The sequence below is a fragment of the Nitrosomonas sp. Nm84 genome (genome assembly GCF_003201565.1).
Classification (GTDB): domain Bacteria; phylum Pseudomonadota; class Gammaproteobacteria; order Burkholderiales; family Nitrosomonadaceae; genus Nitrosomonas.
Window position 1 is genome coordinate 170,040 of record NZ_QJJP01000002.1, and the last position, 22,228, is coordinate 192,267.

Here is a 22,228-nt window from a genome sequence, read left to right on the forward strand (position 1 = left end):
GGACGTGGCTTTGTCGAGGGCATTTTATGATTGTCTTATTGCTGTCCATATTGATATTGAGTGCCTGCCAGCAAATGAATACACCCATCGCGGAATCAGCAACTGCAAAGGTACCCAGCGAGAATCTGGAGGTAGCAATTTTTGCCGGCGGTTGTTTTTGGTGCACTGAGTCTGATTTTGACAAAATACCCGGAGTCGTTTCGACCACATCGGGCTATATTGGCGGTACAGTGATAAATCCAACGTATGAACAAGTATCCGCCGGAAGAACTGGGCATGTGGAAGCTGTGCAAGTTCATTTTGATAAGTCAAAAACCAGTTTTTCTCAGTTATTGACAGCATATTGGTTAACGATCGATCCGCTGACACCTGACCAACAGTTTTGCGATATTGGCTCGCAATATCGCAGTGTGATTTTTTACCTTAATCCTGACCAAAAAGAATTGGCAGAAACTTCAAAAAAGGCAATGGAAACATCCAGTCGATTTGCTCAGCCTATCGTGACGGAAATTCTACCCGCCTCCGAATTTTACCGTGCCGAAGAATATCATCAGGATTATTACATCAAGAATCCACTTCGCTATGGGTATTACCGGAAAAACTGTGGACGTGATAAACGTCTGGAAGAATTGTGGGGAACAAAACATTAATAAAATACAAGCTATCGCTTTGGGGGGGATCACACTCAAAGATTTTTTACGTGATTATTGGCAAAAGCGGCCTTTGTTGATAAGAAATGCTTTACCCGGTTTTGACGGTTTGTTAACACCCGATGAATTGATGAGATTGGCATGTGATGAAGATGCGCAATCCCGTCTTGTTGTTCAGAAAAAGGGTAAATGGCATCTCAAGCATGGCCCGTTCAGCGACAATGATTTGGCAAGGTTGCCTAAAAAGCAATGGACGCTGCTCGTACAGGATGTGAACCATTTTCTCCCATCCGCGCGTGATTTGTTATCAAGATTTCGTTTTATACCCCATGCTCGCCTAGATGATTTAATGGTGAGTTTTGCGCCTAAAGGCGGTGGAGTCGGGCCACATTTTGATTCCTATGATGTGTTTTTATTACAAGGGATGGGATCCAGGCGCTGGCAAATATCCGCACAACAGGATGATCAATTCATTGCTGATGCGCCACTTAGAGTTTTGAGGAATTTTCAACCCGAACAGGAATGGGTGCTGGAAGCTGGCGATATGCTATATCTGCCACCTCATTATGCACATAATGGTATTGCGGAAGATGATTGTATGACCTATTCCATTGGTTTTCGTGCGCCGAGTCATCATGAGTTGATAACGCAATTTCTTAATTATCTACAAGATAATGTTGCGATGGAAGGCAGGTATTCCGATCCCGACTTACAATTGCAACTTCATTCGTCAAAAATCAGTGCAGCAATGCAGTCTCAGGTGAATTCGATATTGAAGAAAATTAAATGGAACCGCAGCGATATCGAAGATTTTCTGGGTATTTATCTTTCAGAGCCTAAAACGCATGTTTTTTTTGAACAGCCTGCGAAGCCTTTGACACCCAACATATTTCAGCAGAAGATTAAAAAGAATGGTGTGCAGCTTAACTTGAAAAGTAGAATGTTAAGCGGTAATAACAAGATTTTTATAAATGGTGAAGTCTATAAAGTAAGTACTAATACATACAAAGAACTCATTAAGCTTGCTGACGATCAGGAGCTTCTGCCATTTTATGAAATTGGGAGTGAGGCTAAAAAAGTCCTTTATCAATGGTATGTTAGCGGTTACATTATGAATAAGAATTAAGCGAATAACAAACCGACATTTGATATTTTATAGATTTCTCTAATTTTTCTGGACAGTATTATTGTATTCTGGTATTAAGGTTATGGTCATTTATTATTTCTGAATGACCAATGAGCTGTTTTACATAATTTATTTTTCGTCAAAAAAATTTTTTGAATATAGGAGATAAAGAATATGAAATACTCTCTATTGATTGCTGCTCTTTTAGCGACTTTTTTAGTTGGTTGCGGCGAGCCAAAACCAGGTCAATATCCACCCAGTTTTATGGATGATCGTGAAGGTACACCTAAATAATGAAATATTGGTTTATTTTTAGTTTAAAAAAACCGTCCGTTACAGGGCGGTTTTTTTTGGGGTATTTAAAACCGTAGATTGCCAAGTAATATTTTTTATTTGTGCGTCAGATAGAAGGATGTTGGACATATCCAGCTTTACACTTTGTGGCTATTTAATCTTAATCATTTGACTCAAATTTGTATAATCAAACTACTTCGATTATGCTATTACACACAAGTAAACAGAAAAATACGGAGATCAAATGATTAAATTTTCACTACTAGCCACTGCATTTGCAATATTAGTATTAACTGCTTGTGAAGGAAAGAAAAGTTTGGACGGTTACCCGATGGATAAACCGCCTCCATCAGCTTATGCACCGAGAGATTCTGAACCTACTCCTGACAAACCCTGAGAACTTCTAAATATTGCCACTTAAGAGTAGCGGAAGGCGCTGAGTTGCTGGAATTGCGATAGATATTGCTGGATCAATAGATATTCTGTTCTGTTTGGTTGAAAAGATGGCTTGTCTGTTTGCAGAGAAACAGTTTGGTGATTGTATTCAGAAAAGGCACTCTAATATACCAATCCGATTGGTGATGGGAATACTGTCTGAAGCCAGCAATTCAGCGAATCGAATGAAGCAGCGGTAGCGGTGGCTTACTGAAAAGATTTCTTTATTGGCGATAAAAACGCGGCTGAATCAAGCGAAATAACTGAGGATTGCTTTGCTAAAGTGGGTTGAACAGTCTCAAGATGTGTGTTCTTGATGAACACTACATGTCGTGTACTGCACGTGCGGCAAATGTAATGAGCTAAGCGTGAATAACAGTGATATAGATCTACCTTGGAAGAGTGATTCGTGACATTGAACTGAGCTATCATCAATTTCCTAAATCATTGTCGGCTTTATTGGCTGCTGGGATTGCCAAAAGAATTTACGCATAGCAACATAATGATAAGCGCGCGGAAGGCGCGGAGTGTACGCAGCGTATATACCCCCGGGAAGTGAAAGCATAAGTGTGTAAGCGCTATGAACTTGGCGTTAAGGTTTGTTATGGTGAGTGTATTTGTTTAGTCGAGGGATGCTAATAGGTTGTTGAAAAATGCTTTCTAAGATCCGGTACAAGGCGAAAACAGGCGAGAAAGTGCAGTTTGTGCATAATCAATGAGCATTCTTGGTCTGTTTTTAACACTGTAGGCAACGCAAATAGTTTTTCAACGGCCTGTTAAAGAGATTGTCACGATGGCTTTCTTGGAGACTGTTCAAATTTGCATCTGTTTTTCTGCTTTTATCAAGAAGATTTCAGTTATTATTCCATTAGTCGTAGTTATTTCTTTCGTTGATACTGCACGATATAACTTATGTATAGATTTTTCCTGCTTATTTTTGCCATAATTAATCTTGTTGTTGTTTCTGCTATTCGCGCCGAAACATGGGTGCTTCCGCCTCATGATGTTGATATTTTTGGTCAAATACGAACTACTCACGCAAGTCGTGAAGAGACGCTACTGGATATAGCACGTCAATACGATATTGGTCAGATTGAAATTCTGCTAGCCAATCCAACTGTTGATCGATGGTTACCCGAAGATGGTGCAAAAGTTATTTTACCAAGTCGATATATAATCCCTCATGCTGATCGCAAAGGCTTGGTACTTAATTTACCCGAAATGAGAATTTATTACTTCCCCGAACCTGTCAGAGGGGAGAAGCCTATGATTATTACGCACCCAGTAGGGATTGGTCGAATGGATTGGGTGACTCCATTGGGCGTGTCAAAGATAGTTGATAAAAAGAAAGATCCAACTTGGACACCGCCGAAATCACTACAAATGGATCGAATAGCTAATGGAGAACAACCTTACCCCAGTGTGGTGCCGCCTGGCCCTACTAATCCCTTGGGGCGGCATGCAATGCGTTTAAGTATCGGTGGCGGTAGCTATCTGATACATGGAACAATCAAACCATTCGGTGTTGGAATGCGTGTTTCAGCCGGATGTGTTCGCATGTACCCTGAAGATATCGAAGCACTATTTGATAAGATTCCATTAGGAACACAAGTGCAGATCGTTAATCAGCCTATTAAAGTCGGCTGGCTGCTTGACTCATTGTTTATTGAACTGCACCCACCATTAGAAGAAGATGAAGAGAAGTTTGCTAACTACAAACAAATGACAGTAAATGCTATCAATGATTTTCTTGCATTAAAAGGTAGTAAGAAAAATATAACTGAGGATTTTGAAATTGATCAAGAGGTTTTAAGAAAAGCAATCATTGAGAAAAATGGAATACCGGTTTTAATCTCACGCTCACGCCATCAAATTCAATTCCATACACAGAATAATTAAAGAGTGAAATGGGGTATTATAGTAAGGGTGACTCATAAAAAAGCCCCTCAAATGAGGGGCTTTTTCAATTCTTACTGTGATACTAACTGATTACTTATGCATTGCTTTTTTAAACATACGATCAATTTTTGATTCTGTTTCTATTGAACGATTGTTTGCTTCATTAGCAATACGTACTGCATCGTTTGCTTTAGCGCTTGCAGCGGCTGCTTCTGCTTTAGCTGCAGCCGCGTCAGCTGCAACAGCATTAACTTTAGTCTGTAATTCTTCTAATTGACTTGTGGTTGCACAACCTGTTAATCCAATAAAAGCACCTGTTATTGCTGCCAGTGTTAAAACGCGAACTGGATGCTTGATTTTTTCTTTCATTCCGATCTCCTCAGTGTTTATTCTATTTAATGCTTTAATGCGCATAAACATCCGCCACTTTACTAGCTACTGATACCTAGATATCAGCAACTTGTTGGAATCTTATCTGATTTTTTCTGCAAAATAAATGGATTCTGTGACAAATTTACAAAAATGCTCATCCCATGACAACAGATTATTCTGTAACTATATGACATGAATAAATATTTGTTTCGAGCACTCAATTCAAGCATTTAGCAACATATTGAATGATATCAATAGACTGGCTATTCGAGTTTTTAGCGAATATTTACTAAGATACCGGGTTTTATCCATTTGCCAAGTTGATCAATCTGCTCATTAGTGAGTGCAATACAGCCATTCGTCCAGTTGTATTTATGATGAATATCTTGATCGCCCCTGCCAATTCCATGTATTCCAATGTGGCCACCCAGTGGTGTATTCTGAGGTGGCGTCTTTCCCAAATTCTTTGCTTCTAGAATTGATAACCAAATTTCTTCAGAAATTCTGTTTTCATCGAGTGCACGTTTAGCTGTATCGAGATTTGGATAATCCAAGCCAAAAAAACGATAATAGCGGCTTTTTTCATTGACCCAACCGACTCTGAATCTACCTAACGGTGTTTTGTCGTCTTTTGTCATCTTGGACCAAGTAGTGCCATAGCGCCCGATAGCTACATTCTTAAATACAGCTTGAATAGTGCTACCTTGCATCACCGATAACGTGTGTTCAATGGTATCAACATCAATCCATATTCCATTATCGGCTCGAACAGGGTTGTGTAATGCTGATAGACCAAACATTCCAACCAAAAAAAATATCGAATAATGAATAAAAGAATTTTGCTTGGTCACTTTTAGATCATCAATAGTTAAGACGGCTAATTATGTCATAATTTCAGTATCTGGAAGCTTACACTCAACGAACGGAATGACCACAGCAGTAGATACAGAAGGTGGGTTAAAGTTCATTATCGAAAAGGTGGGTGATTGGCAAATGCTATTTAATCCAAATGACTGAGTGGTTTGTCTGAGCTACAGCTAATGAATCGATCACCTAGCGCCAGAAAAACTCTATTTCTCCCTGCATTCTTAGCGGCGTAAAGTGCCTTATCAGCAGCATTGACTAAATGCTCCCCGCTCTTCATGTGCGCTTCTTTTAAGGCAATGCCGATGCTGACAGAAATATTAATGTGAGCTTCATCAATATGAATTTGTTGCTTGCTAACATGTTGGCGGATTCTTTCTGCAAAAAGAACAACAGATTTCGCATCGGTATTTCCATTGTGACAAACAATCAGAAACTCCTCTCCACCCATGCGACAAAAAGTATCTCCTTTTCGTGCAGCGTCTTTCATCGATACGGCTACTTCTTTGAGCACCTTATCGCCAATGGCATGCCCATAGGTGTCATTGATATTCTTGAAGTGATCAATATCAATCAGCATGATGGCCATTAATTGCCCCGATCGGTTTGCAACACTCCATACATCGGCCAGTGCTTCCATACCTGCACGCCGATTAGGCAATTCAGTCAACACATCGGTTAATGCAAAATGTTCTAGCTTACGATTGGTGATGGCCAACTCTGCAGCAAAGCGTTTAAGTTGCTCCCGGTCACGCTCCCAGGATTCTTGCAACTTTCGATAGTGCCACGCCGCTCGTAATCTGGCTCGAAAGGCACGCGAGTTGATCGGTTTTGTCACATAATCATCGACGCCTGCATCAAAGGCCTTGATGACTTCTTCCTCATCTTCAACCCCAGTCAGCATGATGATATATAAATTCTGACCCCATTCGGTAGCGCGCAAAGATTTGGTTAATTCCAGCCCGCTCATCACCGGCATCATCCAATCAGTGATGACAATATGCGGCGAGATTTCCACCGCTAAAGATAAGGCTTGCTGGCCGTTACTTGCGGTAAATAATGTGTGCCCACGAGTATTCGCTAACAATCCCTTGATAAGAATGAGACCGGATGGGTCATCTTCTACTGCGAGGATCCGCAGCGGCGCGGCATCTGCGTCATTTTCCTGACGCGGCGCAGCCGCATTCATTATCTTATGAAACGGCGGGAGAAGCTCCACAGCGGATATCTTGAGCATCCTCCCCCACGACTGCCATTCCTGCATAACCTGATCTATCAATGTGCCAAATGATTCGGCATCCAAGCCGATTTTCCCACCCAGCAGCATCAGCTCGGAAATTCGCTGGTTGCGCTCTGATTCCTCAGCCAATCCAAAATCAGCAATCTGCTTTCCTAAATAAAATAGATGCACCAGTTGAAACGGGCGGGATCCTTCAGAAAAACCCGACTCATCAGGTGTTTCATGGTAATAAATAGATTCAACAAAAATCTTAGGAACACCAAAATTGATCAACATTGCTGCGGTCAATTCGTTGTGATCAGTCTTCAGATATTGTTGTTCCAGTCTGATCAGTGGTGTATCGAGCGTTTGCTGTGCTATCAGCTCACTATATCTATCCGGATAGATTACAGCTAATGCCAAACAACCAATACGTGCCATCAAACCACAAGCAAACAATTCATCAGGTGCAGATACTCGTGTCGACTTCCCCAGTTCTTGCGTCACAATTGCCATGAGGAGCGAATGTGACCAGAATCCTTGGTAATCGAATTCCTTACAAGAGCCTTTTTGATATTGATCGATCAGTGAGAATCCCATTGCCAATTGTTTAACTGACAGCAAACCGACACGAGAAACCGCTTCTGTTATAGAGGTGATAGCACGCGTAGTTTGATTGGCCGAATTGGCTCGCTGAATCAAACGACCTGAGAGCGCGGGATCAGTTTGGACAAGTTTAGTAATCTCATTGACCGTTACGTCTTCTCGCCGGCAGGCTTCCAATAAGGCAAGCGCCACGCCTTTGGGACTGGGTAATAAAGTGCTAATTTTTAACTGATTAATATCAGCTATTTTCATAATTTATTCCTGTAGATTCAGCCGTTTGGACGAGCAACCGCTTTCCGGAAAGAAAAATTCTTCATTGGCTTATCGATGACGATAAAATTTCAGCAGATTCTACGGTCATCATTGTCGAGTATTTCTCTAGTTTCAGCTACTACTTGTTGATCATGTTGCTGCAATCTTTCCTGTAGCAATTCTGCAGTTTGAATATTAATGATAAAAAATATTCATAATCAATATTAACCTCACATTGGGTTTTGTTGCTTGCTCAAGCTGACGAATATAACCCTCAGTAGACTCAAGAAAGGTTTGTAGAATTCTTCACGGCAGTTTATGCTCGCCAGAAATATCCAGACTCCAAATTTGATCAAGTTGAGTTGAGTGCGAGTGTATCGTCAGTTCGATTATTTATTTCAGCCAGTTGGGTTTCCACAGTATGTATCCAGCTAATTTCTCCTTTAGATAATCAACGTATAATAACCGCTGCAGCTGATTTATCGAGTAGGATTGAAGAATTTTCCAAGCAATTTCCATGATCTCACCTGAGCAGCCCATACGCTCATTCCTGATACACTTTGGTGGCGAAACGGAGCAGTTGGGCGCTAAGTCTTAAACCGTTTTTTCTTGCGACAGTGAGATTGGCCTCAAATATCACTTTGCCTTCTTTGATAGCCATGTTGAGCGCAACACCTTGCTGACCGACACCGGGGGTATCAGCGACTGTCAATATCGGTTTCCCGTCGAGTAGATTGATGATGCTATCAAGACTATCTACAACAGAACGGGTAATAAAAACAATCTGGCAATCGGGAAGATCCTCAATTTTTTTTGTATGGCGAATTAATAATTCTTGCTCATTGACTTTCTTTTGCCGTATGTGCCGTAAATTCTCGCCAAACGGGTCTTCACCGTGAATGCATAGATTTAACACTGAATTATGCGCATGGGGCCATTCAGTGTAAGCAGCAAAATTATAGAGGAATGCCACTTTCAGTCGATACTCTGATGGTTGCTCAGCTTGTCCCGAGGGTGAATAACTCAATAATAAGAGCCAATGGAGTGACAGAATCGCGGAATAAATGACAACTATTGATTTCTTGGCAAAATGATTGCTCAGTTCACTGACTACTTTCGGTTTTTTGAGTATCCAGCCGTCGTCGCATATCCACTCGGATATCCGCTGGTCGAGATAGCAGAGGACCTTGTACAAGTATGTCATACTGACATGTACTTAGAAGCGATAGCCCATTCTTAAACGTTCGGTTCTATCGGGTTGCAAAAAAATGTTTTGCCAGTTGGGAGCTGTGGTTGGATGCTGATAATTCTCGTCAAGTAGATTGCAGATTCTCAGCGATGCTTCAAGTCCCTTTATCCATCGAACATCGGTCATTAAATTAAGGTTAGAAAGAAAGTAGCTACCTATATTGGGGGCATCCACTGTTTTGTGCTTGCTGTAGTATTGCAATTTGTAGTCGACACATAAGTTTTTCATCCGAGGTATCGGGATGGAGAAATTCAGTTCGCCAAGATGATAGGGAGAGTTGGGAAGATGAGAATGATGTTGATCAGTATCTTGAATATCGAAGCTACCGCGCACGCGCGTTCCCCAGTCCCAGGTTTTATCCACTGACAATTCTGCTCCCTTGGCTATTATTCGATGAAGTGCGTGTTGATGTATCAAGCTATTGATACCACCCGGGTAGGGTACTACTGAAAGAATGTGTTGCAAATCCCAATAATAAGTGGGTGCATGTACATTCGTATTGATCATCGGCTGATAGTCCGCTACCAGCCCGGCCGTATCCGCATTAACGTACAATGCCGAACTGACAACACCACTGGATGCGACACTACTGAAGTCACATCCATATGAATTCGGCGAGCGATGTGCACACCCATACAATGCCTTAAATGTTGTCTTCGGCATAGCCCGCCAGATCAACGCGCCGCGTGAACTTAACCGGCTACCAATTCAGTTGTTGTAATCATAGCGCAGCCCAGCGTTGCAGACAACGTGTCAGAATACGCCATTCATCTTGCGCATGCACATTTATACGCACTGATACACACGACAGCGCTATTGGTGACAATAAGGTCTTCATTGGTAGCCAAATTTTGGAAAGTTTGTTTGACACTTGTGCTGTTTTGCTATTCGACTCCCATCACCAACTGGTGATTATTGAGGGCTATTGAAAGTAGGCGTAATTCAGTGCCACGCCAACTGCCGGGGCCGGTGACTTTAAATTTCTCTCCGCCGAGAAGAAATGATTGCGAAGAATCATACTGCCCCAGAAACTCCCATCCTAATACACTCAGCATGTTATGAGCAAAACTTTTATTATATTGATGTTGTGTTTGCAAATGCAGATTGTTGGGTACTGTACGTGTTAGAGGATCGCTTAAGAATGAGGAAATAGGATCTTCTTTATGGCGATTGCCATAAATAAAATCAAATGACAGCGATTTATACAATCATCGCGCGAGTTCTCGTTTAACATCTTCGCTACTCAAATTATACGCTATGCCGGAAATTCCGGAGTTGCCATCATCAAAAAAGCGATCAGCCCCGCGGGATCGTAAAACCGAAGAGGAAACCAACGCATCAGTGTCATTGCCAAGTTTTTCTCCATACTGAGATGCTCTCATATCACGCCCTCTGTTGCTTGAGGAACTGGAAAGCTCCGTACCGTTTATACCGAAACCATTGTATGTAATGACATTGACAACACTCATTATGGCATTCTGCTCGTAAACTACGACCGGGCCCAAGGATAAACTTAATTCGTTCGGTCTGATCTGATCAATAGTTATATCGCTGATGCGGATCCCATTTACCAAAACCGGAATACGCGTGTTGAAATTCCCCGGCAAACCAAATACCCTTCGCCCGTATACTCATAGCGATAATCATATGTGGTATGAACTTTCGGGAGACTGGTGAGTGCTTCATTAAGCGTGTGCCAACCATAAGTTCTGATATCCGCGCATGTAATCGCACTGACAGTTGCGGCAGCTTTTTGTTGATTTTGTTCATGTTTTGAAGCACCAATGATGCGGATGTTCATCAATTGTTCCAGGCTCATGCGTTCCAGATTTTTTGCGGCATAGGCGAATTGCATGTGACTGAAAAGCAAATAAAACAGTAATCCTCTTGCAGGAGAATTTTCTTTAAATGAATTGACCTGAAAGAAATTGAACATGATGAACCGGTATGACAATGAATGAGCCGTTTATGAAAAAGCCATTTGCTTTAGCGGTTACATTATAGAGTTGAAGTAGCGCTGGTCATCAATCGATAAGCGCCACGCTAATGCGGCATTTCATGAAGACTGTGGCTTGCAGCACTTTGATCGAACCCGTAAACAAACCCCCCTCTCTGCTATACTCACTTGATTCCGAGAATACCTTTGTGTCAATAGTAACGTGTGCTAACTAAAAGGTGTGACATCCTCAATATGCTGCGGAATAATATTTCTATGTATCCAATTCTTACGTTATTTTGAAGAAATTGCCTTCTCAGACAGGCACTGAAGTGTTTTAATGCCGCTTCACTCAGTATGGAGCGTCACTCAACTGTCTAGCAGACTGCTAGAAACGATAATCCAACCTAAAACGTACAGTCCGACCAGCTTGAACAAAGCTATTTTGCCAGTTGGTGTCCGCGGCCGGATGCTGATAGTGCCCATTAAGCAGGTTGTAGAAGCTCAATGATGCCTCCAATCCTTTTACCCAGCGCACATCAGTCACTAGGTTCAGGTTGGAAAGAAAATAATCATCGGTATTCGTGCCGTTCAGTGTTTTACGTTTGCCGTAATATTGCAGTTCATAACCAGCTCGCAGGCCTGTCATCAGTGGTATGGGCATGGAAACATTCAGCTTACCCAGATGATAGGGTGAATTGGGAAGATGTGAGCTATGTTGTTCAGCATTCTGAATGCCATAACTACCACGTAGCCGTGCACCCCAGTTCCAAGTTTTATCAAACGATAACTCTGCTCCTCTGGCTAGCACCTTGTTGGATGCCTGTTGATACTGAGGGACTTCACTGATCGGATCCATGCCTAACGTAATAATGTTATACATATCCCACGCATAAGCGGTAACGCGTACATTCATATTAGGTAACGGAAGATAATCTGCCACGAGTTCAGCCGTATCAACTGTTTCACTGCGTAATCCCGGATTCGCAACTTGAGATACGCCGTCATTGAAGTCACGTTCATACGAATTGGGCGAACGGTGAGCACGACCATAAAGTGCCTTCAGTGTTGTTTTTGGAGTGGCCTGCCAGATCAACGCACCACGCGGACTTAATCGATTGCCAATCCATTTGTTATGGTCGTAACGTACCCCTGCCGTGGCCGACAAGGTATCGGTGATGCGCCATTCATCCTGGGCATATACACCCATGCGCACGACAGCCTCATGGATCGCTACATTCTCATCGGGATTGGCAGAATTCTGGAAAGTCTGTTTGATGTTGGTGTTATTTTGATACTCAAACCCGAGCATGAGCTTATGATCGGTCAAAGCAGTGGACAGCAGGCGTAATTCAGCACCGTGCCAGTTACTGGGGCCGGTAGTAAGCGTTTTCTCGCCGTTGTAGATAGTTGGCTGCTCGTAGCGATATTGACCGAGAAACGCTCGACCCAGTACATTGAGGGTATCGTTGGCAAAATTGTCGTTGTACTGGATCTGTGTGTTGAGACGACGATCGTTTATTGATGCACCACTCGCCAGCGGGTCAGAAAAGTACATGCCGGTAGGATCATCTTTACGTCGATCACCATAAATGAAGTCAAATGCAACGGGACCACGTGTTGCTCGCGCGAATAATTGTTTAACATTTTCTCCATCCATACGGTGCGCCACACCTGAAATACCGGAGTTGCCATAATCGAAGAAACGATCTGTGCCACGGGATTGAAGACCTGAAACGGAAATTAACGCATCAATCCCATTATCGAATTGCTTGCCCAAAGTAACACGTTCTTGCGGCATAACTTCAGCTGTTTGATAGGAAGCCGAAAGCTCGGCGCCGTTCACGCTAGAGCCATTGCGCGTAATGATGTTGACAACACCCAGCATGGCATTCTGGCCATACACGGCACTACCCGGTCCCGGTATAAATTCGATGCGTTCGATCAGATCGATATCGAGTGGAAAATCACGTCCTGTTGGTCCTTGATCATAAGTGGCATCGTTGATGCGATTGCCGTTGATGGTGATCAGTACGCGGGTATTGAAATCCCCCGGCAGACCAAAACCGCGCATGCCAAGATGATCATATTGATGATCATAGGTGGAATGAATTCCTGGCAGACTGGCGAGCGCCTCATTCAGTGTGCGCCAACCGTAAGTTCTGATATCCTTGCGTGTGATGATGCTGACTGCTGCCGCGACTTGCTGTTGCTTCTGCTCATACTTTGAAGCGCCTATGATAGTAATACCCATCAGTTGCTCCAGGCTCAGTTGCTCCAGATTCTTGGTTGCAAGAACGGGTAACGATGACATGAAAAGCAAGCTAAACGGTAGTGCTTTTTTTACAGAAGAACTGATATTCAATGCGTTGAGCTTTTGTGGAATAAGCACGATGAGTAGGATTAGTTTTTCAGGTATCCAGATTTAAACATGCCGGGATATTGATTAAAAAGCAAAGAAATAAGACTTTATCAGCTTAATTAGTAGAATGAAAAGCCAAACATGCGCTAGTGGAATAGGTGACATCAACGTAAGAAGTTTATTGCGACAGAGAAACGTAAGAATTGAATTGCGATTTCTTTGATTAATAGTGCACTTTGGTAGCAAAACGCAATAACTGGGCATTTAGATTCAAACCGGCTTTTCTGACCATAGATAAGTTGACTTCAAATGTCACTTTATTGTCTTTGACAGCCAGATTGATAATTACACCGCTCCGAGCAGCACCGGGACTGTCTGCTACCGTGAGTATGGGTTTGTTTCTCAAAGTATCAATGATGCTTGTCAGGCTATCAATTGCTGAGTGGGAAATAAAAACTAGCTGACATTGCTCGAGCTGATCAATATTGTTTGTTCTGTAAATGGTAACGTTGCGCTCATTGACTCTCTTTTTCTTCTTTACCAGTTTGTCAAGATCTTTGCCGAAAGGATCGGCGCCATAAATACATAGATTAAAGGCATCAGAGTTACTGTCGGGCCATGTTGTAAAAATCGCGAAGTTATACAAGAAAGCTGCTTTTACGGTGTACTCCGCTATTTCCTCTGCCACAGCAAGCGACGAATAGCTCATATTCGACCAGCAAAGCAACAAACATAATATTGCATAACGCATTCTGGGTTAGAACACCTTGCAAAATTGATGGATCAATAACGCGAGTACAACAGTCATAACACTTTAAAAAATATTTGATCGGTTATCATCAGATGGTTTTTAAACCAAGAAACCTTGGCTGGACGACCGAGTGTGGATTGTAACTTCAGTTTGTGATCCTGATAAACTATCATAAACAGCAGATTATCACTTAACAAGTCGTTAAAGAGCTATCTGCATTGCCGCTACGATGTTGAAATAGACTCAAATGCTCATTGATCAGGCATAAACTATGCTTTTTCGCCTGTTCTTGCTCGGTATCGACCGCCTTGAAAGCGTGCTTCAAGGCTTTCCTGGTTTAATTGGAATGGCTGAGCTGGGTGAGCGCCCGCGACGCCAGATATTCCATAATCATCAACCGCTATGCCGTTTGATAGTAATCTGTTAAGTATTATGAATGTAAATGAGGAAAAGTGAAGGAGCTATTCGTCCATATGATGGATGAAGTGGAGGGATGCTGTAATTGTCTTTCATCAAAACTTGGTTGTTAGTGACTGAGTTTTGGGTGATATGGTATCGTTGTTTAACAGCGTGAGCATAAAGCCAATTAAGGATTCCTAAAGAAAAAAGCTTGAAAAAGCTGATTAAATAGGTGAACATAATCGCTTCTCCGAATTTCTCATACCTTGTCTGGTATAGCGCTTAATTGAATTTTCCATCTGAAATGTGAGTGTTGTGTTGTGTCTAATTTGATGAATACTTATTCACGGCTGCCTGTTACCTTTGTCAGAGGCGAAGGAGTGTGGTTGTGGGATGACCGTGGTGAACGGTATCTGGATGCTTTGGCTGGCGTTGCTGTATGTGGGTTGGGGCATTGTCACCCAAGGTTGACCAAAGCGATCTGTGAGCAAGCTGGGACGCTGATTCATACTTCCAATCTTTATCATATCGAAAAGCAGGAACGACTGGCTGATTACCTGATTGAGTTATCAGTAATGGACAATGCGTTTTTCTGTAATTCCGGTGCGGAAGCTAACGAAGCAGCGATAAAACTGGCGCGACTGCATGGACACAATCAGGGGATCTCGCTTCCTACCATCATTGTGATGGAACGTTCGTTTCATGGCCGCACCATGGCAACGCTGACAGCAAGCGGAAATCGCAAAGTGCAGGCAGGATTTGAGCCGTTGCTGTCCGGCTTTGTGCGGGTTCCCTATAACAATATGGATGCGATTGCACAAGTTGCCGCCAACAATAAAGATGTAGTTGCGGTGCTGGTGGAGCCTTTTCAAGGTGAGGGCGGTGTCAATATTCCTGAAGCGCATTATTTACAGGAATTACGTCATTTGTGTAACCAGAATGGCTGGCTGCTCATGCTGGATGAGGTGCAATCCGGAATCGGGCGTAGCGGGAAGTGGTTTGCATTTCAGCATAGTAATATTATGCCGGATGTGGTAACCCTGGCTAAGGGTCTGGGAGGCGGGGTGCCGATTGGTGCTTGTCTGGCAAAAGGGACGGCTGCTGAAGTCTTCAAGCCGGGTAACCATGCTTCCACTTTTGGTGGTAATCCGCTGGTCTGCGCAGCGGCGATCGAGGCACTGAAAGTGATTGCCGATGAAAATCTTCTCGATCATGCGACGAAGTTGGGTGACTTCATGCGTGATCGGCTAAAAAAACAACTAGCTGATGTAACGGGTGTTGTGCAAGTCCGAGGCCAGGGTTTGATTATCGGTATTGAGCTGTCAGCGCCCTGTGGAGAATTGGTAAAAAAAGCGTTGGAAAGGAAATTATTAATCAATGTGACATCCGATAAAGTGATACGTTTGTTGCCCGCATTTGTGATGCAGCAAGACGAAGCTGAGCAGGTAGTTGATATCACTTGTCTGTTGATAAAGGAGTTTTTGAATAACTAAACAGATTACATAATTCATGTATCACTGATTGGTTATTTATCTCGTTATGCAATTTAAGCATTTTCTGCAATTTAAAGATTTTTGCCGAGAAGAGTATGAGTATTTGTTTGAACGTACTCGCTGGATAAAGCGGGAATTCAAACAATACCGGCAATACTGGCCATTGGCTGACCGTACTCTGGCTATGATTTTTGATAAAAATTCAACACGTACACGTCTGTCATTTGAAGCGGGAATGCATCAATTAGGTGGTGCGGCGATCTATCTGTCGACGCGGGATACGCAATTGGGACGAGGAGAGCCGGTAGAAGATGCGGCCCGGGTCATTTCACGAATGGTCGATCTGATCATGATTCGTACCTATCAGCATGACACAATCAAACGCTTTGCGGAGCATTCAAGAGTTCCCATCATCAACGGTCTAACCGATGAATATCATCCATGCCAAATAATGAGTGATATTTTTACCTATATAGAATACAGAGGAAGCATAACAGGCAAAACAGTCGCATGGATCGGTGACTCCAATAATATGTGCAATACCTGGCTACAGGCGGCTGAAATTTTTGATTTTAAAGTGCATGTATCAACACCACCAGGTTACGATATTCATCCTGAACAAATAGGATTAAACAGCACGGCTCATTTTGAGAAATTTGTTAATCCCCGGAAAGCTGTGATCGGTGCGGATTTGGTAACGACGGATGTGTGGACCAGCATGGGATTTGAGGCAGAAGCAGAGCAAAGGAGAAGTGATTTCGCCGCATTTTGTGTGAATGCGGAAATGATGTCTTTAGCGAAGAAAGATGCGATATTTATGCACTGCTTACCGGCTCATCGCGGTGAAGAAGTAAGTGCCGAAGTTCTGGATGGACCACAGTCAGTGGTGTGGGATGAAGCAGAAAACCGGTTACACACGCAGAAGGCATTGATGGAATATTTACTGCTGGGTAAATTAAATAGTGGAAGTTAAGTTTTCAATTTGAGAATGATGACGAGACACTAAGTTATAACAGTACAAAACAACGGAAGTACTCAATATTTAAGACAATGAAAAAAATTAATAAAGTGGTTTTGGCGTTTTCGGGTGGACTGGATACATCGGTTATCTTGAAGTGGCTGCAGGATACTTATCAGTGTGAGGTAGTTACTTTTACTGCTGATATCGGACAGGGGGAAGAAGTTGAGCCAGCGCGCGCAAAGGCAAAGCAGCTGGGCGTCAAAGAAATTTATATTGATGATTTGCGTGAAGAATTTGTACGCGATTTTGTGTTTCCTATGTTTCGAGCCAATACAATTTATGAAGGTGAATATTTATTGGGTACGAGCATCGCGCGCCCATTGATTGCAAAAAGGCAAATTGAAATTGCTAATGAGACTGGTGCAGATGCGGTTTCACATGGCGCAACAGGTAAAGGTAATGACCAAGTACGTTTTGAATTGGGTTATTATGCCTTGCAGCCAAACATACAGGTGATTGCGCCATGGCGCGAATGGGATTTGGTCTCACGGGAAAAATTACTGCAATACGCGGAATTGCATGGCATTCCGGTTGAAATGAAGAAAAAGGCGGGGTCGCCTTATAGCATGGATGCCAATCTTTTGCATATTTCCTACGAAGGTCGGGTTCTGGAAGATCCTGCTGCAGAACCTGAAGAATCAATGTGGCGCTGGAGTGTCGCACCGGAAAAAGCGCCGGATGAGCCGGAGTATCTGGATATCGAGTTTGCGCGTGGCGATGTCGTTGCGTTGAATGGTAATAAATTATCACCTGCAAGTGTTTTGGAGAAGCTGAATCAGTTGGGTGGCAAGCATGGAATCGGCAGGCTGGACTTGGTGGAGAATCGTTACGTTGGCATGAAATCGCGAGGGTGTTATGAAACTCCCGGCGGAACAATTTTATTACGTGCACATCGAGCAATAGAGTCGATCACTCTGGATCGCGAAGTGGCGCATCTAAAGGATGATTTGATGCCAAGGTATGCTGCTCTGATTTACAACGGGTATTGGTGGAGCCCGGAAAGAAAAATCCTGCAAACCTTGATTGATGCCACTCAGGAAAGAGTGAATGGATGGGTGAGATTAAAATTGTATAAGGGCAATGTCATTGTGGTGGGTAGAGATTCTCAAACCGATTCATTGTTTGATCCTAATATTGCGACTTTTGAGGATGATGCGGGTGCGTATAACCAGGGAGATGCGGCAGGATTCATAAAATTGAATGCATTAAGGTTGCGCATTGCAGCAGGAGTTGAAAGGAAGAAAAGCAAGAATTAGAAACCTCTCAACATAGAAAGAGAAGATTAAGAACAGCAAATGAGTTAGAGTGGGCATGCAGAAAACACGAATTGATTGACTAGGTTAAAAGAAATATTATGCCAACGTTTGATATAGTTTCGGAAGTTGATAAGCAAGAAATCAGGAATGCGATCGATCAAGTCAACAAAGAAGTGAGTACTCGATTCGACTTCAAAGGCTCTGATGCGAGGGTTGAGCAAGTTGATTATCAATTGACTGTGTTTGCTGATGATGAGTTTAAATTGGAGCAAGTTTTAGATATTCTGCGAATCAAATTGACGAAGCGGAATGTAGATGTGCGGTGTCTGGACACGGGGCAGATTGAGAAAGTAAGTGGCAATAAAGTAAAGCAGGTGGTAACAGTTAAAACCGGTCTCGATTCCGAGTTGGCAAAAAAGGTTGTAAGAAGCATTAAGGATAGCAAGCTTAAAGTTCAAGCAAGCATTCAAGGGGAAGTAGTACGTGTATCAGGAGCAAAAAAAGATGTGCTGCAAGAAACCATGCAAATGGTGAAGAAATTGATTGATGATTTCCCATTGCAGTTCCAGAATTTTAGGGATTAATAAAATACAATACGAGCATAGCGCTAGGGTATTATATTGAAGCATGAATTTTCTAAATTATTTTGTTAGATAAAATAAGATTTCATAATCCATGTTTGTCTTGACATGCAAAGATAAACCCCATAGAATCCGCTCTCTTTTTTGTCACATCTTTAACCTTAAAGATGCTGAATTAATAATCGTAATTGGTAATGACGATTAAACACGGAATAATCAGCAAATAAAATTAGTATGCGAACGACTAAAGGGTCGTTCCAGTTTTTTAGGACATAGAAATGCCGACAATTAGTCAGTTAGTTCGAAAGCCACGTGTTGCTAAGCGGGTCAAAAGTAATGTGCCTGCATTAGAAAACTGCCCACAAAAAAGAGGGGTGTGCACAAGGGTGTATACTACAACACCAAAGAAGCCGAATTCAGCCTTACGTAAAGTTGCGAGAGTTCGGTTAACCAATGGATTTGAAGTGTCAAGTTACATCGGTGGTGAAGGGCATAATCTTCAGGAGCACTCAGTAGTATTGATCCGTGGTGGTCGCGTCAAAGATCTGCCTGGTGTGCGATACCACACAGTTAGGGGTAGCTTGGATACAGCAGGAGTGAAAGATCGCAAGCAAGGGCGTTCGAAGTATGGTTCTAAGAAGCCAAAGAGTGCTTAAAATATAGAGCTGATGTTCAGGTAACTAAAGAGATGTGTAGTAAGAAAATGAGGTTGCATAATGCCAAGACGTAGAGAAGTTCCAAAGCGTGAGATACTGCCAGATCCAAAATATCACAATGTAGAGTTGGCAAAGTTTGTTAATGTTCTGATGACGCGTGGTAAGAAATCGGTTGCAGAGAGAATTATTTATGGAGCGCTGGAGCATATAGAAAAGAAAACCGGTGGCGATCCGTTGGAGGTGTTTACGCAAGCATTGACTAATGTGCGGCCAATAGTAGAGGTTAAGAGTCGCCGTGTCGGTGGTGCTAACTATCAAGTTCCTGTTGAAGTAAGGTCGGTGCGGCGTAATGCTTTAGCTATGAGATGGCTAAGGGATGCGGCTAGGAAAAGAAATGAAAAATCTATGGATGTTAGACTGGCTGGTGAGTTGGCTGAAGCGGCTGAAGGGCGGGGTGGGGCAGTTAAGAAACGAGAGGAAGTGCATCGAATGGCTGAGTCAAATAAAGCTTTCTCGCATTTTAGGTTTTAGTAGATTGAATTTGGGTAATAAATTCAATCAAAAATCAAATTGAAATAAATGTAAGGCATTATAACTGTGGCAAGAAAAACTCCCATAGAACGTTATAGAAACATAGGAATTATGGCGCATATAGATGCTGGTAAGACTACTACCACTGAGCGTGTGCTTTTCTATACTGGCGTATCTCACAAGCTTGGAGAGGTTCATGATGGTGCGGCCACTATGGATTGGATGGAGCAAGAGCAGGAAAGAGGGATCACTATTACTTCTGCGGCTACGACTTGTTTCTGGAAGGGGATGGCAGGCAACTATCCTGAGCATCGAATCAATATCATTGATACACCAGGGCACGTGGATTTTACTATTGAAGTCGAGCGTTCGTTACGTGTTTTAGATGGTGCTTGTACGGTGTTTTGTGCAGTTGGCGGCGTGCAGCCTCAAACTGAAACAGTTTGGAGGCAGGCAAATAAATATGGCGTTCCTCGATTGGCGTTCGTCAATAAGATGGATCGCTCGGGTGCTAATTTTATGCGTGTATATGAGCAAATCAAAACGCGGCTAAAGGCGACGCCTGTGCCGATACAGTTGCCAATAGGTGCTGAGGATAAGTTTGAAGGTGTTATAGATCTGATAAAAATGAAAGCCATCTACTGGGATGACGAAAGTCGCGGAATGAAGTTTGATGAGCGCGATATACCATCAGATCTGAAGGTCGATGCTCAAGAATGGCGCGAAAAAATGTTGGAAACCGCGGCAGAAGCGAATGAGGATTTGATGAATAAGTATCTCGAGAATGGAGATCTTGAGGCTGCTGAAATTAAGATTGGTTTGCGTGCGCGCACTATTAATAATGAGATAGTGCCCATGATGTGCGGTACTGCTTTTAAGAATAAAGGCGTGCAGGCGATGCTGGATGCGGTTATTGATTATATGCCATCGCCCACAGATATTAAGGCAATAGAAGGTGAGGCTGAAAATGGAGAGGCAGATAAAAGAGTGGCGGATGATGGCGAATCATTTTCAGCTCTGGCATTTAAGATCGCAACCGACCCGTATGTGGGGCAACTAATATTTTTTAGAGTATATTCAGGTGTCGTTACATCCGGCGATACAATTTACAATCCTATTAAGGGAAAGAAAGAAAGGATTGGTAGGCTATTGCAGATGCACGCAAACCAACGAGATGAGATCAAAGAAGTTCGGGCGGGGGATATTGCGGCAGCTGTTGGATTAAAAGATGTGGTTACTGGGGATACTTTATGTGATCCACAGAGGATTATTACATTGGAAAGAATGGATTTTCCAGAGCCAGTGATCCATGTTGCGGTTGAGCCGAAAACGAAAATAGATCAAGAGAAAATGGGGATTGCGTTGAATAGACTTGCGCAGGAGGATCCTTCATTTAGAGTTCGAACAGACGAGGAGTCAGGTCAGACAATTATTTCTGGAATGGGGGAGTTGCATTTGGAAATTATTGTTGACCGAATGAAACGTGAATTTGGTGTGGAGGCTAACGTTGGTGCACCTCAAGTTGCATATCGCGAGGCAATAAGAAAGCAAATTGAGATAGAAGGGAAGTTTGTTAAGCAATCTGGTGGTCGAGGTCAGTATGGTCATGTTTGGCTTAAAATGGAACCTAACGAGGCTGGAAAAGGTTTTGAGTTTGTCGACGAAATTAAAGGTGGGGCAGTTCCGCGTGAATACATACCTGCAGTTGAAAAGGGATTGCTAGAGACGTTACCAAGCGGGATATTGGCTGGATATCCTGTGGTGGATGTAAAGGTTACGCTTTTCGATGGTTCGTATCATGATGTGGATTCGAATGAGAATGCATTTAAAATGGCGGCATCGATAGCGTTCAAGGATGGAATGCGCAAAGCAAATCCGGTTTTGTTAGAGCCCATGATGGCCGTCGAAGTGGAAACCCCCGAGGATTTTATGGGAAATGTGGTTGGCGATTTGTCATCAAGAAGAGGCATGATACAAGGCATGGAAGATATTCCTGGTTTGAAGGTAATTCGGGCTGAAGTGCCGCTCGCCGAGATGTTTGGTTATTCTACCGCATTGCGATCAGCGACACAGGGTAGAGCAACATATTCAATGGAGTTTAAACACTACTCTGAAGCTCCGAAGAATGTGGCAGAAGCAATAATAAATAAGAAATAATCAAATTGATAGAGTGTAGAGGATAGGTCATGGCAAAAAGTAAATTTGAGCGATCGAAGCCACACGTAAATGTTGGGACGATAGGTCACGTGGATCATGGAAAGACGACGCTGACAGCG

22 protein-coding genes are annotated in these 22,228 nt (G+C 42.8%); 12 read left to right on the plus strand and 10 right to left on the minus strand.

Annotated elements, in window-relative coordinates; genetic code table 11:
• Positions 1-26: 26 nt before the first annotated feature.
• The 4 genes from msrA (at position 27) to C8R34_RS02325 (ending at position 4,404) form a co-directional block, all read left to right on the plus strand.
• A complete protein-coding gene (gene msrA, locus C8R34_RS02315; protein WP_258364316.1) occupies positions 27-650 on the plus strand; it encodes a peptide-methionine (S)-S-oxide reductase MsrA in 624 nt (207 codons plus the stop codon).
• A complete protein-coding gene (locus tag C8R34_RS02320) occupies positions 610-1,776 on the plus strand; it encodes a cupin domain-containing protein (protein WP_258364323.1) in 1,167 nt (388 codons plus the stop codon). The genes msrA and C8R34_RS02320 overlap by 41 nt, the downstream gene beginning before the upstream one ends.
• Before the next feature lie 538 nt (positions 1,777-2,314).
• On the plus strand, positions 2,315-2,467 hold the full coding sequence (locus C8R34_RS16370) for a hypothetical protein (RefSeq protein ID WP_165872489.1): 153 nt from the start codon (positions 2,315-2,317) through the stop codon (positions 2,465-2,467).
• 950 nt (positions 2,468-3,417) lie between these two features.
• Complete coding sequence (locus C8R34_RS02325) at positions 3,418-4,404, plus strand: L,D-transpeptidase family protein (protein ID WP_110337422.1); 987 nt, start codon at positions 3,418-3,420, stop codon at positions 4,402-4,404.
• 90 nt (positions 4,405-4,494) lie between these two features.
• Here C8R34_RS02325 and C8R34_RS02330 read toward each other — a convergent pair whose 3' ends face one another.
• From C8R34_RS02330 to C8R34_RS02375, 10 genes are all read right to left on the minus strand, one after another.
• Complete coding sequence (locus C8R34_RS02330) at positions 4,495-4,773, minus strand: Lpp/OprI family alanine-zipper lipoprotein (protein WP_110337424.1); 279 nt, start codon at positions 4,771-4,773, stop codon at positions 4,495-4,497.
• A gap of 278 nt (positions 4,774-5,051) precedes the next feature.
• Entirely contained in the window at positions 5,052-5,627 is a 576-nt protein-coding gene (locus C8R34_RS02335; RefSeq protein WP_258364317.1) for a L,D-transpeptidase, read from the minus strand.
• Positions 5,628-5,776: 149 nt separating this feature from the next.
• The gene (locus tag C8R34_RS02340; RefSeq protein ID WP_110337425.1) at positions 5,777-7,717 is read right to left on the minus strand and encodes a diguanylate cyclase; all 1,941 of its coding nucleotides are present in this window, start codon (positions 7,715-7,717) and stop codon (positions 5,777-5,779) included.
• A gap of 544 nt (positions 7,718-8,261) precedes the next feature.
• The gene (locus C8R34_RS02345) at positions 8,262-8,912 is read right to left on the minus strand and encodes a YfiR family protein (protein WP_258364318.1); all 651 of its coding nucleotides are present in this window, start codon (positions 8,910-8,912) and stop codon (positions 8,262-8,264) included.
• A 21-nt stretch (positions 8,913-8,933) separates the two neighbouring features.
• A complete protein-coding gene (locus C8R34_RS02350; RefSeq protein WP_110337427.1) occupies positions 8,934-9,629 on the minus strand; it encodes a TonB-dependent receptor in 696 nt (231 codons plus the stop codon).
• Positions 9,630-9,850: 221 nt separating this feature from the next.
• Complete coding sequence (locus C8R34_RS02355) at positions 9,851-10,174, minus strand: hypothetical protein (protein WP_110337428.1); 324 nt, start codon at positions 10,172-10,174, stop codon at positions 9,851-9,853.
• The gene (locus C8R34_RS02360) at positions 10,175-10,435 is read right to left on the minus strand and encodes a hypothetical protein (RefSeq protein ID WP_132467045.1); all 261 of its coding nucleotides are present in this window, start codon (positions 10,433-10,435) and stop codon (positions 10,175-10,177) included.
• A gap of 98 nt (positions 10,436-10,533) precedes the next feature.
• Positions 10,534-10,902 (minus strand): hypothetical protein, encoded by a 369-nt coding sequence (locus tag C8R34_RS02365; protein WP_110337430.1) that lies wholly within the window; start codon positions 10,900-10,902, stop codon positions 10,534-10,536.
• A 388-nt stretch (positions 10,903-11,290) separates the two neighbouring features.
• Positions 11,291-13,216: a TonB-dependent siderophore receptor gene (locus C8R34_RS02370; RefSeq protein ID WP_258364319.1), complete on the minus strand. Its 1,926-nt coding sequence runs from the start codon at positions 13,214-13,216 to the stop codon at positions 11,291-11,293.
• A 271-nt stretch (positions 13,217-13,487) separates the two neighbouring features.
• The gene (locus tag C8R34_RS02375) at positions 13,488-13,973 is read right to left on the minus strand and encodes a YfiR family protein (RefSeq protein WP_258364320.1); all 486 of its coding nucleotides are present in this window, start codon (positions 13,971-13,973) and stop codon (positions 13,488-13,490) included.
• A gap of 773 nt (positions 13,974-14,746) precedes the next feature.
• On the opposite strand from C8R34_RS02375, the gene C8R34_RS02385 reads away from it, so the two are divergent.
• From C8R34_RS02385 to C8R34_RS02420, 8 genes are all read left to right on the plus strand, one after another.
• Positions 14,747-15,907, plus strand: a complete 1,161-nt coding sequence (locus C8R34_RS02385) for an aspartate aminotransferase family protein (protein ID WP_110337436.1) — start codon at positions 14,747-14,749, stop codon at positions 15,905-15,907.
• Between the two features lie 46 nt (positions 15,908-15,953).
• The gene (gene argF / locus C8R34_RS02390; RefSeq protein WP_110337438.1) at positions 15,954-16,880 is read left to right on the plus strand and encodes an ornithine carbamoyltransferase; all 927 of its coding nucleotides are present in this window, start codon (positions 15,954-15,956) and stop codon (positions 16,878-16,880) included.
• 77 nt (positions 16,881-16,957) lie between these two features.
• Positions 16,958-18,184 carry an argininosuccinate synthase gene (locus tag C8R34_RS02395; protein ID WP_110337440.1) on the plus strand — a complete coding sequence of 409 codons (1,227 nt, stop codon included), beginning with the start codon at positions 16,958-16,960 and terminating at the stop codon, positions 18,182-18,184.
• A 98-nt stretch (positions 18,185-18,282) separates the two neighbouring features.
• Complete coding sequence (locus tag C8R34_RS02400) at positions 18,283-18,768, plus strand: YajQ family cyclic di-GMP-binding protein (protein WP_110337442.1); 486 nt, start codon at positions 18,283-18,285, stop codon at positions 18,766-18,768.
• Positions 18,769-19,043: 275 nt separating this feature from the next.
• Positions 19,044-19,421: a 30S ribosomal protein S12 gene (rpsL, locus tag C8R34_RS02405; RefSeq protein WP_110337444.1), complete on the plus strand. Its 378-nt coding sequence runs from the start codon at positions 19,044-19,046 to the stop codon at positions 19,419-19,421.
• 60 nt (positions 19,422-19,481) lie between these two features.
• Positions 19,482-19,952, plus strand: a complete 471-nt coding sequence (gene rpsG, locus C8R34_RS02410; protein ID WP_110337446.1) for a 30S ribosomal protein S7 — start codon at positions 19,482-19,484, stop codon at positions 19,950-19,952.
• Positions 19,953-20,018: 66 nt separating this feature from the next.
• Complete coding sequence (gene fusA, locus C8R34_RS02415; RefSeq protein ID WP_110337448.1) at positions 20,019-22,109, plus strand: elongation factor G; 2,091 nt, start codon at positions 20,019-20,021, stop codon at positions 22,107-22,109.
• Between the two features lie 29 nt (positions 22,110-22,138).
• Positions 22,139-22,228: GTP-binding protein (locus C8R34_RS02420; protein WP_074720022.1), on the plus strand; the 90-nt coding region annotated here is incomplete at its 3' end.